10 protein-coding genes are annotated in these 14,132 nt (G+C 68.4%); 9 read left to right on the forward strand and 1 reads right to left on the reverse strand.

What is annotated here, in order from left to right:
- Complete coding sequence (locus tag MKP15_RS10530) at positions 1–915, reverse strand: ScpA family protein (protein WP_240212676.1); 915 nt, start codon at positions 913–915, stop codon at positions 1–3.
- Between the two features lie 347 nt (positions 916–1,262).
- Between MKP15_RS10530 and MKP15_RS10535 the strand changes: the two genes are divergently transcribed.
- The 9 genes from MKP15_RS10535 to MKP15_RS10575 all read left to right on the forward strand — a co-directional run bounded on the left by MKP15_RS10535 (position 1,263) and on the right by MKP15_RS10575 (position 14,112).
- The gene (locus MKP15_RS10535) at positions 1,263–1,562 is read left to right on the forward strand and encodes a YciI family protein (RefSeq protein ID WP_240212677.1); all 300 of its coding nucleotides are present in this window, start codon (positions 1,263–1,265) and stop codon (positions 1,560–1,562) included.
- Entirely contained in the window at positions 1,559–1,831 is a 273-nt protein-coding gene (locus MKP15_RS10540) for a BolA family protein (RefSeq protein ID WP_104938660.1), read from the forward strand. Before MKP15_RS10535 ends, MKP15_RS10540 begins: the two co-directional genes overlap by 4 nt.
- Positions 1,832–1,989: 158 nt before the next feature.
- Positions 1,990–3,012 carry a LacI family DNA-binding transcriptional regulator gene (locus tag MKP15_RS10545; protein WP_240212799.1) on the forward strand — a complete coding sequence of 341 codons (1,023 nt, stop codon included), beginning with the start codon at positions 1,990–1,992 and terminating at the stop codon, positions 3,010–3,012.
- Between the two features lie 81 nt (positions 3,013–3,093).
- Positions 3,094–6,057 carry a TonB-dependent receptor gene (locus MKP15_RS10550; RefSeq protein ID WP_240212678.1) on the forward strand — a complete coding sequence of 988 codons (2,964 nt, stop codon included), beginning with the start codon at positions 3,094–3,096 and terminating at the stop codon, positions 6,055–6,057.
- A 138-nt stretch (positions 6,058–6,195) separates the two neighbouring features.
- Positions 6,196–7,758 carry a glucoamylase family protein gene (locus MKP15_RS10555; protein WP_233996367.1) on the forward strand — a complete coding sequence of 521 codons (1,563 nt, stop codon included), beginning with the start codon at positions 6,196–6,198 and terminating at the stop codon, positions 7,756–7,758.
- 21 nt (positions 7,759–7,779) lie between these two features.
- Complete coding sequence (locus MKP15_RS10560; protein WP_240212800.1) at positions 7,780–9,042, forward strand: sugar ABC transporter substrate-binding protein; 1,263 nt, start codon at positions 7,780–7,782, stop codon at positions 9,040–9,042.
- The gene (locus MKP15_RS10565) at positions 9,039–9,920 is read left to right on the forward strand and encodes a sugar ABC transporter permease (protein WP_240212679.1); all 882 of its coding nucleotides are present in this window, start codon (positions 9,039–9,041) and stop codon (positions 9,918–9,920) included. The genes MKP15_RS10560 and MKP15_RS10565 overlap by 4 nt, the downstream gene beginning before the upstream one ends.
- Positions 9,917–10,753: a carbohydrate ABC transporter permease gene (locus MKP15_RS10570; protein WP_240212680.1), complete on the forward strand. Its 837-nt coding sequence runs from the start codon at positions 9,917–9,919 to the stop codon at positions 10,751–10,753. Before MKP15_RS10565 ends, MKP15_RS10570 begins: the two co-directional genes overlap by 4 nt.
- Positions 10,754–10,944: 191 nt before the next feature.
- Entirely contained in the window at positions 10,945–14,112 is a 3,168-nt protein-coding gene (locus MKP15_RS10575) for a discoidin domain-containing protein (RefSeq protein ID WP_240212681.1), read from the forward strand.
- Positions 14,113–14,132: the final 20 nt, after the last annotated feature.

Below are 14,132 nucleotides of genomic sequence, written 5' to 3' on the forward strand. Positions count from 1 at the left end.
TCAGGCGTTGGGGGAGTGGGCGTCGTTGAAGTCGCCATCGTCGAATTCGCTGGAGAACTGCAGCGGCGCGTTGGTGTTGCCGGCGGCCAGCGATTTCACGTAGATCGGCGCCAGCGGCGCTTCCTGGACGATGTCCAGCAGCTGTTCCTTGGCCAGTTCCAGCAGCGCCAGGAAGGTGACCAGCACGCCGAGCTTGCCTTCCTCGGCGGTGAACAGCGTCTCGAAGCGGTAGAACCTGCCGTCCTCGAGCTGTTCCAGCACGTCGCCCATGCGCTGGCGCACGCTCAGTGCCTCGCGCTTGATCGCGTGGCCGCTGAACAGCTCGGCGCGCTTGAGCACGTCGTGCAGCGCCAGCAGCATTTCCTTCAGGTCCACCGGCGGCGGTACCTTGACCGTGGTCCGGTCCGGCACGAAGGCATGCGCCGGGGTGGTGTCGCGGTCCTGCCGGGGCAGGGCGTCGATGTCCTCGGCGGCCTGCTTGAAGCGTTCGTACTCCTGCAGCCGGCGCACCAGCTCGGCGCGCGGGTCGGCTTCCTCGCCTTCGTCGCTGGGCGGGCGCGGCAGCAGCATGCGCGACTTGATCTCGGCCAGCATCGCGGCCATCACCAGGTACTCGGCCGCCAGCTCGAAGCGCAGCTCCTGCATGACGTTGATGTACTCGACGTACTGCCGGGTGATCTCGGCGACCGGGATGTCCAGGATGTCCAGGTTCTGCCGGCGGATCAGGTACAGCAGCAGGTCCAGCGGGCCCTCGAAGGCGTCGAGGATGACTTCCAGCGCATCCGGCGGGATGTACAGGTCCTGCGGGATCTGCAGGACCGGCTGCCCATGCACCACCGCCAGCGGCATTTCCTGCTGCTGCGGAATGGTGGGCGGCGCTGGCGGGTTCGCGGCGTGCGCGAGTTCTGAAGTCATCAGGGCTACATCGGGTGTTGCGAGCCTTTACGTTCCGGGTTCCCGCCCGGGACAGGGTCCTGCCTTCTGGATTGAAAGCCATGCGCGCCTGTCCGGCGTGCGTGCACATCAACAACGCGACATGCCGCGCTGTCATGCGGCAACGTCATCGCGAGGAGGTCGTCTACACAGTCCGGGAAGGAATCGCGGATCGGTCGGACGGCGGTGGCCTTGCCTGCCGCCGCTCCGGGCCGTTACAGGCCGGCTGCGTGCAATGGCGTAAAGAGTAATCGCCCCGGCCGGGCGGTGTCCAGCGTCCAGGCGCTAGACTTGCCGGCCATCATTCAGCGGACAAGGAGCGGCGAGCCGTGTGGTATGTGATCGAAGGCTACGACGGGCAGGATGTGCTGGGCGCGCGCCTGGCCGCGCGGGCAGCGCACCTGGCGCGGCTGCAGGCACTGCAGGCGCAGGGGCGGCTGCTGCTGGCCGGCCCCTGTCCGGCGATCGACGCCGAGGACCCGGGCGCGGCCGGTTTCAGCGGCAGCGTGGTGATCGCCAGCTTCGACGACCTGGAGGCCGCCCGCGCCTGGGCCGACGCCGACCCCTATGTGGCCGCCGGTGTCTACCAGCGGGTCGACGTGCGGCCGTTCCGCAAGGTGTTGCCTTGACCCGGGTCGAGCGGATCCGCGCCGCCCTGGAGGCTGCCTTCGCGCCCAGCCGGCTGGAAGTGGAGGACGACAGCCACCGCCACGCCGGCCATGCCGGCGCGCGCGACGGGCGCGGTCACTTCAATGTGCTGATTGTCAGCCCGGCATTCGCCGGAAAGGCACCGCTGGCGCGCCATCGGGCGGTTTACGCGGCACTTGGCGACATGATGCAGACCGATATCCACGCGCTGTCGATCCAGGCGCGGACCCCGGCCGAGGCCGGCGCCTGATCCCGGCCGCGGACCGGGCCGCGCGCCCTGCGCGCTTCCGGTCGCGGCCGCGCGGGGCAAGGCGTACCCGGCGCCGGCCTCGCCTGTAACAAATTGTTTACAAATCGACATGGAAACGCTTACAGTCGCCGCGACCCCTGTCTGCGGAGGGTATGGCGGTGGCGAAGCAGGCGATCACCATCAAGGATGTTGCCCGTGAGGCGAAGGTCTCCGTCGCCACCGTGTCGCGTGCCCTCAACGGTCACGAGAACGTCGCCGAGCCGGTGCGCAAGCAGGTGCTGGAAGTCGCCCGCCGGCTCCGCTACGCCCCGCATGCCGCCGCGCGCAGCCTGAGCAGCCGCAGCACGCAGACCATCGGCCTGGTGCTGCCCGACCTGCACGGCGAGTTCTTTTCCGAACTGATGCGTGGCATCGACGGGGTCGCGCGCATGCACCGCTGGCACCTGCTGGTCTCCAGCTACCACGGCGACCAGGAACAGCAGGGCGTCGCGCTGCAGGCCATGCGCGGCCGCGTCGACGGCCTGCTGGTCATGTCGCCCTATGCGGCAGACGCGGGTTTCCTGATGGACAACCTGCCGCCGGCACTGCCCACCGTCCTGATCAACACCCCGGTGGCGGATGGCCAGTACCCGGCCTTCGGCATCGACGACCATGCCGGCGCCCTGGCCATGACCCGCTATCTGCTGGAGGCCGGGCACCGCCGCATCGCCTTCATCGCCGGTCCCGACGGCAACCATGATGCCCGCGAGCGCCTGCGCGGCTTCCAGGACGCGATGGCCGCGGCCGGCGCGCCCGCCGAAGGCCGCGTGCTGGCCGGCGGTTTCGACGAGGCGTCCGGGTACGCGGCCGGAAAGGCGCTGCTGCGCGAAGCGCACCTGCCCGATGCGGTGTTCGCGGCGAACGACATGATGGCGCTGGGTTGCCTGTACGCCTTCAGCCAGGCCGGCGTCCGCGTGCCGCAACAGGTCGCGCTGGCCGGGTTCGACGATATCCCGCTGGCACGTTTCGTTCACCCGTCCTTGACCACGATGCAGGTCAGCATCGCCGACCTCGGGGGGCGGGCGACATCGCACCTGCTGCACCTGATGGAGCGCGACGACGCGTCGGAAGGGGGCGCTGGAACGACGCTCGTACCCACCCTGATCGTGCGTGATTCGACGTCCCGACGAGAGCTTCCCTGATCCACCGCCCATGTGCCGGAATCCCCGGCAAGGTCACTAACGAACCGAATGGCAGCCGCGCTGCCGCACCCGGAGAGCCCCATGAACCATTCCGCCAACCGCAACACGTACCCCGCCCGCAGGCTGCTCAGCTGCGCGCTGGCCAGCTGCCTCCTGCTGGGCGCCGCGCCGGCGTTCGCGCAGAGCACCGGTGCCACCATCCGTGGCCAGGTGATGGCCGATTCGGCCCCGGCCGGGCAGGCGCAGGTGACCGCGACCAACCTGGCCACCGGCCTGAGCCGCAGCGTGCAGAGCAGCGCCACCGGCAGTTATTCGCTGGCCGGCCTGCCGCCGGGCACCTACCGGGTGGACGTCACCGCCGGCGGCAAGACCAGCAGCCAGAACATCACCGTGCAGGTCGGGCAGACCGCGACCGTCAACCTCGGCGTCGGCGGCGTGGCCGAGACGGCCGGCGGCAACGCCACCACGCTGGACGCCGTGCAGGTGACGGCACAGGCGCCGGTGGAGACGATGACGTCGGAGATCGCGACCTACATCACCCCCCAGCAGATCCAGGCCCTGCCCCAGACCACGCGCAACTTCCTGGCCTTCGCCGACACCGTGCCGGGCATGAGCTTCGAGCAGAACCCGGCCAACGGCTCCACCAAGCTGCGCGGCGGCGTGCAGAGCGCCAACAACGTCAATGTCTACATCGACGGCATCGGCCAGAAGAACTACGTCACCCAGGGCGGCCTGACCGGCCAGGATTCCAGCCGCGGCAACCCGTTCCCGCAGCTGGCGATCGGCGAGTACAAGGTCATCACCTCCAACTACAAGGCCGAGTACGACCAGATCAGTTCGGCGGCGGTGACCGCGGCGACCCGGTCGGGCACCAACGATTTCTCCGGCTCGTTCTTCTGGGATTACACCAACCAGAACTGGCGCGAGCCGCGGGAGAGCGAGAAGAACGGCGCCGGCAAGACCCGTTCGGGCGAAAAACAGTATGGCGCGGCGTTCGGTGGCCCGATCGTCAAGGACAAGGCGCACTTCTTCGTTACCTACGAGGCCAAGGAATACAACGCCCCGCAGGACCTGACCCCGGGCGAGGGACGCACCGCCGCGGACCTGCCGCAGGCCTGGCGCGACCAGCTGGGCGCGGCCAGCACGCCGTTCAAGGAAGACCTGTACTTCGGCAAACTCGACTGGTCGATCAACGACGAGAACCTGGTCGACCTGAGCTACAAGCGTCGCGAGGAAAGCGACATCAGCAATGTCGGCGGGCAGAGCGCGCGCAGCTACGGCACCGACGTCGGCGTCAACGAGGACCGCTACGACCTGCACTGGCAGTTCTCCAACAGCAACTGGCTCAACGACGCCCACCTGACCTACGAAAAGGCGTTCTGGAGCATGGAGCCGGCCAACTACGGCAACGGCATGGTGCTCACCGATGGCTCGTCCAACGACGGCCGGCAGATCTTCCGCATCGGCGCCGGTAACGGTGGTCTGCAGAACAAGGGGCAGAAGGGCTGGTCGTTGCAGAACGACACCACGTTCTTCGGCTGGGAAGGCCATACCGTCAAATTCGGCATCAAGTACAAGCAGGTGGATCTGGAGACCACCGAGCAGCAGCCGTACAACCCGCAGTTCTACTACGACATCAACCAGGGCGGCATGGTGCCGTACTTCGTGCGCTTCGGCAGCCCGGCCATCGGCACCAGTGGCGGTACGGTCACCTCGAAGAACAAGCAGTTCGGTCTCTACATCCAGGATGACTGGGACGTCACCGATCGCCTGATCCTGAACCTCGGCCTGCGCTGGGACTACGAGAAAACCCCCTCCTACCTGGACTACGCGACCAGCGCCGACGTGCTGGCCTCGCTCAATGCCCAGGATCCGCAGGCCGGCGCCGCGGTGGGCCAGACCTATGCGCAGACGCTGGCGCTGGGCGGCATCGACATCAACCGTTTCATCAGCACCGGCAACAACCGCAAGGCGTTCAAGAACGCCATCCAGCCGCGCATCGGGTTCTCGTATGACCTCAGCGGCGACGAGCGCCATGTGCTGTTCGGCGGCATCGGCCGCTCCTACGACCGCAACCTGTTCGATTACCTGCAGCTGGAGCTGACCAAGGCCACATTCCCGACCCGCGAGTTCATGATCAACTCGCCGGGCCATGCCTGCGACCCGGCCGCATCCAACTGCCTGGCCTGGAACCCGCAGCTGCTCGATCGCGAATACCTGATGTCGCTGGCCAATTCGTCCCAGGCCGGCCGCGAAGTATGGATGTTCGACAACGACCTGAAGACCCCGTATTCGGACCAGATCAGCCTGGGCATCCGCAACACGTTCGCCGTTATGGGCCATGACTGGAATACCTCGGCCACCCTGCAGCACATCCGTTACAAGGATGGCCTGCTGATCATGCGCGGCAACCGCCGCGGCGATGGCAGCTACTACAACGCATCGGGTAGTCCGTGGAGCGGCGGCGGGCTGCCGGGGCTGGGCGGGCTGATCCTGGCCACCAACGGTTTCCAGTCACGCAGCAACGCGTTGCTGCTCAGTGCCGACAAGCCTTACACGGCCGAGAGCCCGTGGAACCTCAACTTCGCCTATACCTTCACCGACGCCAAGCAGAACATCCACGAGAAAGATCCGGTATACGGCTGGTACTTCCCCGGTGGCGGCTGGTACGACGGCGCCTGGACCCCGCGCCACCGCCTGGTGGTCAGCGGCTTCACCGACCTGCCCTGGGGCATGAGCGTGGCCGGCAAGCTGACCCTGGCCAGCAAGGTCAAGCGCTGGGACATCGATGGCACCAGCGGCTATGAGCGCCCCCGCAGCTGGGAGCCGGACGGCACCTATGGCTTCAAGCAGTTCGACATGTCGCTGACCAAGACCTGGGACACCGGCACCGACCTGAAGCTCAAGGTCCGTGCCGACGTGATCAACGTGTTCAACTGGACCAACTGGGGTGGGTACGGCATCAACTGGAACACCGGTGTGATCAACAGCTGGGACCAGTACGCCACCCGTACCTTCAAGCTGTCCTTCGGTCTGGACTGGTAAGCCGCTGCGCCCGGCCGCCGGCAATGGCGGCCGGGCCAGCCACCGGCCACGGCCCACCCCCTGGTTCCCCCAACGGAAAGCGTCTTGAGCATCCCGCGTACCACCAAGCTGTTGCTGTGCACCGCCGCCGGACTCGCGCTGGGCCTGGTGGCCGGGTGCGGCAAGGCGCCCGAGCCGACACCGAAAGTGGTGCCCCAGGTGATCCTGATCGAAGCGGACCTGCCGCCGCGGCCGATGAAACCCGAACTTCCGCCGCTGTTCGACGACATCGAGCGGCGCACCTTCCAGTTTTTCTGGGACACCACCAACGAGCGCAACGGGCTCACCCCGGACCGCTATCCGTCGCGTCCGTTCGCCAGCATCGCTTCGGTCGGCTTCGCCCTGACCGCCTATCCGATCGGCATCGAGAAGGGCTGGGTCAGCCGTACCCAGGCGGTGGACCGCACCCTGACCACGCTGCGCTTCCTGCGCGACGTGCCCACCGGCCCGCAGCGCACCGGCAAGGCCGGCTACAAGGGCTTTTATTACCACTTCCTGGACATGCACGACGGCCGCCGATACGACAGCTGGGTGGAGCTGTCCAGCGTGGATACCGCGCTGCTGTTGATGGGCGTGCTGTTCGCGCAGTCCTACTACGATGGCGACGACGCGCGTGAGAAGGAGATCCGCAGGATCGCCGATACGCTCTACCGCCGCGTGGACTGGCAGTGGCTGCAGCGCAACAAGCCGCTGGTGTCGATGGGCTGGTTCCCCGAGAGCGGTTTCATCCAGCACGACTGGATGGGCTACAACGAGGCGATGATGCTCTACGTGCTGGCGCTGGGCTCGCCGACGCATCCGGTCGAGCCCGATGCGTGGACCGTGTGGACGCGCACCTACGACAACGACTGGGGCGTGTTCCAGGGGCAGGAGTACCTGTCGTTCGGGCCGCTGTTCGGCCACCAGTACAGCCACGTCTGGATCGACTTCCGCGACATCCAGGACGCCTACATGCGCGAGCGCGGCATCGACTACTTCCTCAACAGCCGCCGTGCCACGCTGGCCCAGCGCGAGTACGCCATCGCCAACCCGATGCAATGGAAGGACTATGGCGAGAACGTATGGGGGCTGACCGCCGGCGACGGGCCCCAGAACACCACCCAGGAATACAAGGGCGAACAGCGCCAGTTCCGCCATTATTCCGCGCGCGGTGCCGGCCTGCGTGAGAATTTCGACGACGGCACCATCGTGCCGTCGGCGGCGATCTCCTCGCTGCCGTTCGCGCCGGAGGTGGTGATTCCCGCCACCCAGGAAATGCACCGGCGCTACGGTGACTACCTGTACTCCAGCTACGGCTTCCTGGACTCGTTCAACCCCAGTTTCGACTACGACATCCCGCTCAAGACCGGGCGCCTGATTCCCGACCGCGGCTGGGTGGCCAGTGATTACATCGCCATCGACCAGGGGCCGATCCTGGCGGGCATCGCCAACTACCGCGACGAGTTCGTCTGGAACGTGATGAAGAAGAACCCCTATATCCGCAAGGGCCTGGAGCGCGCCGGCTTTGCCGGTGGCTGGCTGCTGCCGGAAGGGGAGGAGTGGCAGCCGCTGCAGAAGGACGACAAGGCTGCCGCCGCGCGCGCGGTGGGCATTGCCGAGTCGCGCGCCGCCGCCGCGCAGGAGCAGAAGGCGGCGGGCAAGCCCGCGCCCCGGCCGCAATAGGTCGGGCCGGTGACGCTGCGCCTGCCCGTGCTGTTGTGCCTGGTCCTGCTGGCCGCCTGCGCGCGGCCGCAGCAGGGCATCACCCTTCGCTTCTGGGCGATGGGGCGCGAAGCCGAAGTGGTCGGCGAGCTGGTCCGCGAGTTCGAGGCCGAGAACCCCGGCATCCGCGTCGAGGTGCAGAACATCCCCTGGACCGCGGCGCACGAAAAGCTGCTGACCGCCTATGCCGCGGACGGCCTGCCGGACATCTGCCAGCTCGGCAATACCTGGATACCCGAGTTCGCCACCCTCGGTGCGCTGACCCCGCTGCAGCCCTACGTGGACGCTTCGCGCGAGGTCGTGCCGGCGGACTATTTCCCGGGCATCTGGGACACCAACGTGGTCGAGGGCCGACTGGTCGGCATCCCCTGGTACGTGGATACGCGGCTGCTGTTCTACCGCAAGGACCTGCTGCGCAAGGCCGGCTATGACCACCCGCCGCGCGACTGGGCCGAGTGGGAGCGCATGAACCGGGCGCTGAAGCAGGTGCTCGGGCCCGACCGCTACCCGGTGCTGATGCCGCTCAACGAGTTCGAGCCGCAGCTGTCGCTGGCGCTGCAGCAGGACGACCCGCTGCTGCGCGACCACGACACCCGCGGCAATTTCGCCAGTCCGGGGTTCCGCCGCGCGCTGGGCTTCTACGCCAACATGTTCGAGCAGGGCTGGGCGCCGAAGATGTCCGAGACCCAGATCTCCAATGTGTGGGACGAGTTCTTCCGCGGCTTCACCGTGTTCTACCTGTCCGGGCCCTGGAACATCCGCGAGTTCCGGCAACGCCAGCCGGCCTCGCTGGAGGGCGAGTGGGGCACCGCGCCGCTACCGGGTCCGCATGGCCCGGGCGGCGGCATCGCCGGTGGCACCAGCCTGGTGGTGATGCAGTCGTCGCCGCACAAGCAGGCCGCATGGAAACTGATCGAGTTCCTGTCGCGACCGGCGGTGCAGCAGCGGTTCCACGCCCTCATCGGCGACCTGCCGCCGCGGCGCAGCGTGTGGCGGCAGGCATCGCTGCACGAGGACCCGCTGGCGGCCGCGTTCGGCCAGCAGCTGGAGCGGGTCAGGCCCACGCCCAAGGTGCTGGAGTGGGAGCGCATCGCCCAGGAAATGCGCATCGTCAGCGAGCAGGTGGTACGCGGCGGGTTGGACCAGGACGCCGCGGTCAGGCGGCTGGACGCGCGGGTGGACGAGATCCTAGCCAAGCGCCGCTGGATCATCCAGCGGCAGGCGACGCAGGAGGCCGCGCGATGAAGCGGGGCGCGCTCGCCGGCTGGGTGTTCGCCGCGCCGGCGCTGATCGTGATCGGCGTGTTCTTCGGGCTGCCGGTACTGTCGGCGCTGGCGCTGAGCCTGACCGATTTCGACCTGTACGCGCTGGCCGACCCGCACAACCTGCGCTTCGTCGGCCTGCACAACTACCTGGACCTGCTGCGCACGCCGATGTTCTGGAAGTCGCTGGGCAACACCGCGTATTTCGTGGTGCTTGGCGTGCCGTTGTCGATCGCCCTGTCGCTGGGCGCGGCGATGCTGATCAATGCGCCGGTGGCGCGCTTCAAGGCGCTGTTCCGCACCGCGCTGTTCGCGCCGGTGGTGACCACCCTGGTGGCGGTGGCGGTGATCTGGCGCTACCTGTTCCACACCCGCTACGGGTTGGTGAACTGGGCGCTGGGGCAGGTCGGCGTCAACCCGGTGGACTGGCTCGGCGATCCGCACTGGGCGATGCCGACCATCATCCTGTTCGCGGTGTGGAAGAACTTCGGCTACAACATGGTGATCTTCCTGGCCGGGCTGCAGGCCATCCCGCGCGACCTGTACGAGGCCGCGCGGATCGACGGCGCCTCGCGCTGGAAGCAGTTCCTGCACATCACCCTGCCCATGCTCGGGCCGGTGCTGCTGGTGGTCGGGGTGATCACCGTCTCGGGCTATTTCCAGCTGTTCGCCGAGCCCTACGTGATGACCCGCGGCGATCCGCTGCAGAGCACGGTGAGCGTGCTGTATTACATGTTCGAGGAAGGCTTCAAGTGGTGGAACCTGGGGCGTGCTTCGGCCGTTGCGTTCCTGCTGTTCCTGATCATCCTGGGCGTGACCACGCTGATGTTGCGCTACGGCAGGCGCAGGGAGCTGGTATGAGTCGCGAAATCGGCCAATCGCGTGCCTGGGGCGCGTGGGTCAATGCGGCCCTGCTGCTGCTGGCCTTTGTCAGCCTGGCGCCGCTGGCGTGGATGGTGTCGGTGTCGTTCATGCCCAGCGGGCAGGCCTCGCAGTTCCCGCCGCCGCTGCTGCCGGCGCAGGCCACCATCGACAACTACCGGCAGCTGTTCGCGCGCACCGGCATGGCCGGCAACTTTCTCAACAGCCTGGGCATGTCGGCGGGCATCACCGTGGGCTCGCTGCTGTTCAACACCCTGGCCGGTTATGCCTTCGCCAAGCTGCGCTTTGCCGGCCGCGAGCGGGTGTTCCAGGTGCTGCTGGCGGCGCTGGTGATCCCGGCGCAGGTGGCGATGCTGCCGCTGTTCCTGCTGATGAAGCAGCTGGGGCTGGTCAATACCTGGGGCGGGGTGGTGGTGCCGGCGCTGGCCAGCGTGTTCGGCATCTTCCTGGTGCGGCAGTACGCACGCTCGATCCCCGACGAGTTGCTGGAGGCGGCGCGCATCGACGGCGCCAGCGAGGCCCGCATCTTCTTCCAGATCGTGCTGCCCATGCTCAAGCCGGTGCTGGTGACGCTGGCGATCTTCACCTTCATGGGCGCATGGAACGACTTCATGTGGCCGTTGATCGTGCTCACCGACCAGGAGCACTACACCCTGCCGGTGGCGTTGGCCTCGCTTTCGCGCGAGCACATCATGGACGTGGAAATGATGATGGCCGGCGCGGTGGTCACCGTGGTGCCGGTGCTGGCGCTGTTCCTGCTGCTGCAGCGTTACTACATCCAGGGGCTACTGCTGGGCAGCGTGAAGGGGTGAGCGGGCACGCCTGCCACGGCGTGCCCGGCGCGTCGGCGGATGCCGGGCCGTGCCCCGGCCGCGCGGGGCGTTCCGGCGCCGGCGGCGTCCCGCTGGGGCGGACGGCCCGACGCCGCAGCAGGGCCTGCACCCGCTTCCAGTTCTGGGAAAATCACACCATGGCCGCCGCCCCCGTACCGAGATCCACCGCGATGAGAAGGTTCCTTGCCCTCCTGCTGTTCTGCACCGTGACGATGGCCGGCAACGGCGGCGCGGCCGAGGGCGGCAGCCGGGTGCTGGCGAAGTTCGACGATATCGGTGCCTGGCAGCTGATCACCTCGCCGCAGGTCAGCGGTTCGCTGCGGCCGGTGAACGGCAATGGCGGCCGCGCGCTGTGCTTGGACTATGACTTCCACGAGGTCTCCGGCTACGCCGGCATCCGTCGCCGGCTGGATGTCACCTGGCCGGACAACTACCAGGTGAGCTTCGGCCTGCGTGGCGACTCGCCGGCCAACGACCTGCAGTTCAAGCTGATCGACGCCAGCGGTGACAACGTGTGGTGGGTCAACCGCAGCGGTTACCGCTTTCCCAAGGACTGGACCCGGGTGAGCTACCGCAAGCGCCACATCGACAAGGCCTGGGGGCCGGGCCAGGACCCGGTCCTGCGGCGCAGCGCCGCGGTGGAGTTCACCATTTACAGCAAGGTGGGCGGCAAGGGCACGGTGTGCTTCGACCAGCTCACGCTGCAGCCGCTGCCCAAGGAGGACGGCTCGGCGCTGACCGCCAGCGTCATCGCCGATACCGCGACCGCGCTGCAGCAGCGCATTGCCGACGGCCGGCCGGACACGGTATGGATCAGCGGCGGGGTCAAGCAGCAGACCGTCAGCCTGGACCTGGGCAAGGTGCGCGAGTTCGGCGGCGCGGTGATCCAGTGGGTGCCGGGGCTGGAGGCGTCGCGCTACGTGGTGCAGGCCTCGGTCGACGGGCGCGACTGGCGCAGGCTGCGCGAGGTGAGCGCCGGCGGTGGCGGCCGCGACTGGCTGGCGTTGCCCGAGACCGAGGCACGCTACCTGCGTTTCGACCTCATCGACGGCCCCAGCTGGCGCTACGGCATCCGCGACATCAGCCTGAAGCCGCTGGCGTTCGCCGCCACGCCCAATGACTTCGTCCGCTCGGTCGCGCGCGACCTGCCGCGCGGGTCGCTGCCGCGCGGCTTTTCCGGCGAACAGCCGTACTGGACCCTGCTGGGCCTGGACGGCGGCAGCGAGCAGGCGTTGATGGGCGAGGACGGCACCCTGGAGGCGGTGCGCGCCGGTTTCAGCATCGAGCCGTTCGTGGTGCTCGATGGCAAGGTGCTGGGCTGGGCCGACGTCAGCGCCAGCCAGCGCCTGCAGGATGGCTACCTGCCGATTCCCTCGGTGGAATGGAAGCACGACCGGTTCGGCCTGCAGGTGACCGGCTTCGTCCAGGGCCGGCCCGGGCAGGCGCAGCTGGTGGCGCGCTACCGCCTGCACAACCCGGACAAGGTGGCGCACGAGTATCGGCTGGCGCTCGCGGTACGGCCGTTCCAGGTCAACCCGCCCAGCCAGTTCCTTAATACCGTCGGTGGCGTGAGCCGGATCGAGCGCCTGGCGATCCAGGGCGCGCAGGTGGCGGTCAACGGCCAGCCGCGGGTGTTCGCGATGACACCGCCCGATGCCGGTTTCGCCAGTGCGTTCGACAGCAAGCTCGACGTCACCCACCTGGCCGACCGCACCCTGCCGGGCACGCGCGAGGTCAGCGACCCGACCGGGCTGGCGTCCGGCGCGATGCTCTACACCTGGACGCTGGAACCGGGGCAGAGCCGCGAGGTCGCGCTGGTGCTGCCGCAGACCGGCGCCTGGCCGATGCCCGGCCGTTTCGATGCGGACAAGGCGCAGCAGCAGGTCGCGGCGATGTGGCGGCAGACACTGGACCAGGTGCGGCTGCAGTTGCCCGAGGCCGGCCAGCCGCTGGCCGACACGCTGCGCACCGCGCTGGCGCACATGCTGATCTCACGGGTCGGGCCGAGCCTGCAGCCGGGCACGCGTTCGTATGCGCGCAGCTGGATCCGCGACGGCGCGATGATCTCCGAAGGGCTGCTGCGGCTGGGTCGCGAGGACGCGGTGCGGCAATACCTGGAATGGTATGCGCCGTACCAGTTCGACAGCGGCATGGTGCCGTGCTGCGTGGACGCGCGCGGCAGCGACCCGGTGCCGGAGAACGACAGCCACGGCGAGCTGATCCATGCCATCGCCGGGTACTGGCGCCACACCGGCGACATGCAGTTCCTGCAGCGCATGTGGCCGCACGTGCTGGCCGCGTGGGGCTACATGGAAGACCTGCGGCTGAGCGAGCGCAGCGAGGACAACCGCGCGCGCCACCCGGGGTTCTACGGGATGATGCCGGCCTCGATCAGCCACGAGGGCTATTCGGCCAAGCCGGTGCATTCGTACTGGGACGATTTCTGGGCGCTGCGCGGGTACAAGGACGCGGCCGACATGGCCATGGCGCTGGGCCTGGCCACCGAGGCCGAAGCGATGGCCGCTTCGCGCGACCAGTTCCGCCAGGACCTGGACGCCTCGCTGCGCGCGAGCATGGCCGCGCACCGCATCGACTACCTGCCGGGCTCGGTGGAGCTGGGCGATTTCGACGCCACCTCGACCACCATCGCGCTGGCCCCGGGCGGCGAGCAGGGCCGGCTGCCGCAACCGGCGCTGGACAACACGTTCGAGCGCTACTGGCAGCAGTTCGTCGAGCGCCGCGACGGCAAGCGCCCGTGGAAGGACTACACCCCGTACGAATGGCGCAACGTCGGCGCGTTCGTGCGCCTGGGCTGGCGCGAGCGGGCCTGGGAGGCCAGCGAGTTCTTCTTCCGCGACCGCGCGCCGCCGGCCTGGAACCAGTGGGCCGAGGTGGTGTCCTCGACGCCGCGCACGCCGTTCTTCGTCGGCGACCTGCCGCATGCCTGGGTCGCATCGGATTTCGTGCGTTCGGCGCTGGACATGTTCGCGTACGAACGCGAGATCGACGACGCCATCGTGCTGGCCGCCGGCGTGCCGGCGCCCTTGCTGGCGGGCAAGGGCGTCGCCATCGAGGGCCTGCGCACCGCGCATGGCCCGCTGCGTTATTCGCTGGTGCGCGACGAGCGGCAGCTGACCCTGACGGTCGCCGACGGCCTGCGCCTGCCCGGCGGCGGGCTGGTGCTGCCGTGGCCCTACGCGGGCGAGCCGGGCGCGGCCCGGATCAACGGCGAACCGGCGGCGTGGTCGGGGACCGAACTGCGCATCACCACGTTGCCGGCGAAAGTCGAGATCGAGATCCCCGCCGACCTGCGGCGCAGCGAGCGCGGCCGGCGCTGAGGCCGCCGCCAGCGCTGGCT

It is taken from the genome of Stenotrophomonas sp. Y6, assembly GCF_022436665.1.
In the GTDB taxonomy this organism is placed as follows: Bacteria; Pseudomonadota; Gammaproteobacteria; order Xanthomonadales; family Xanthomonadaceae; genus Stenotrophomonas; species Stenotrophomonas acidaminiphila_A.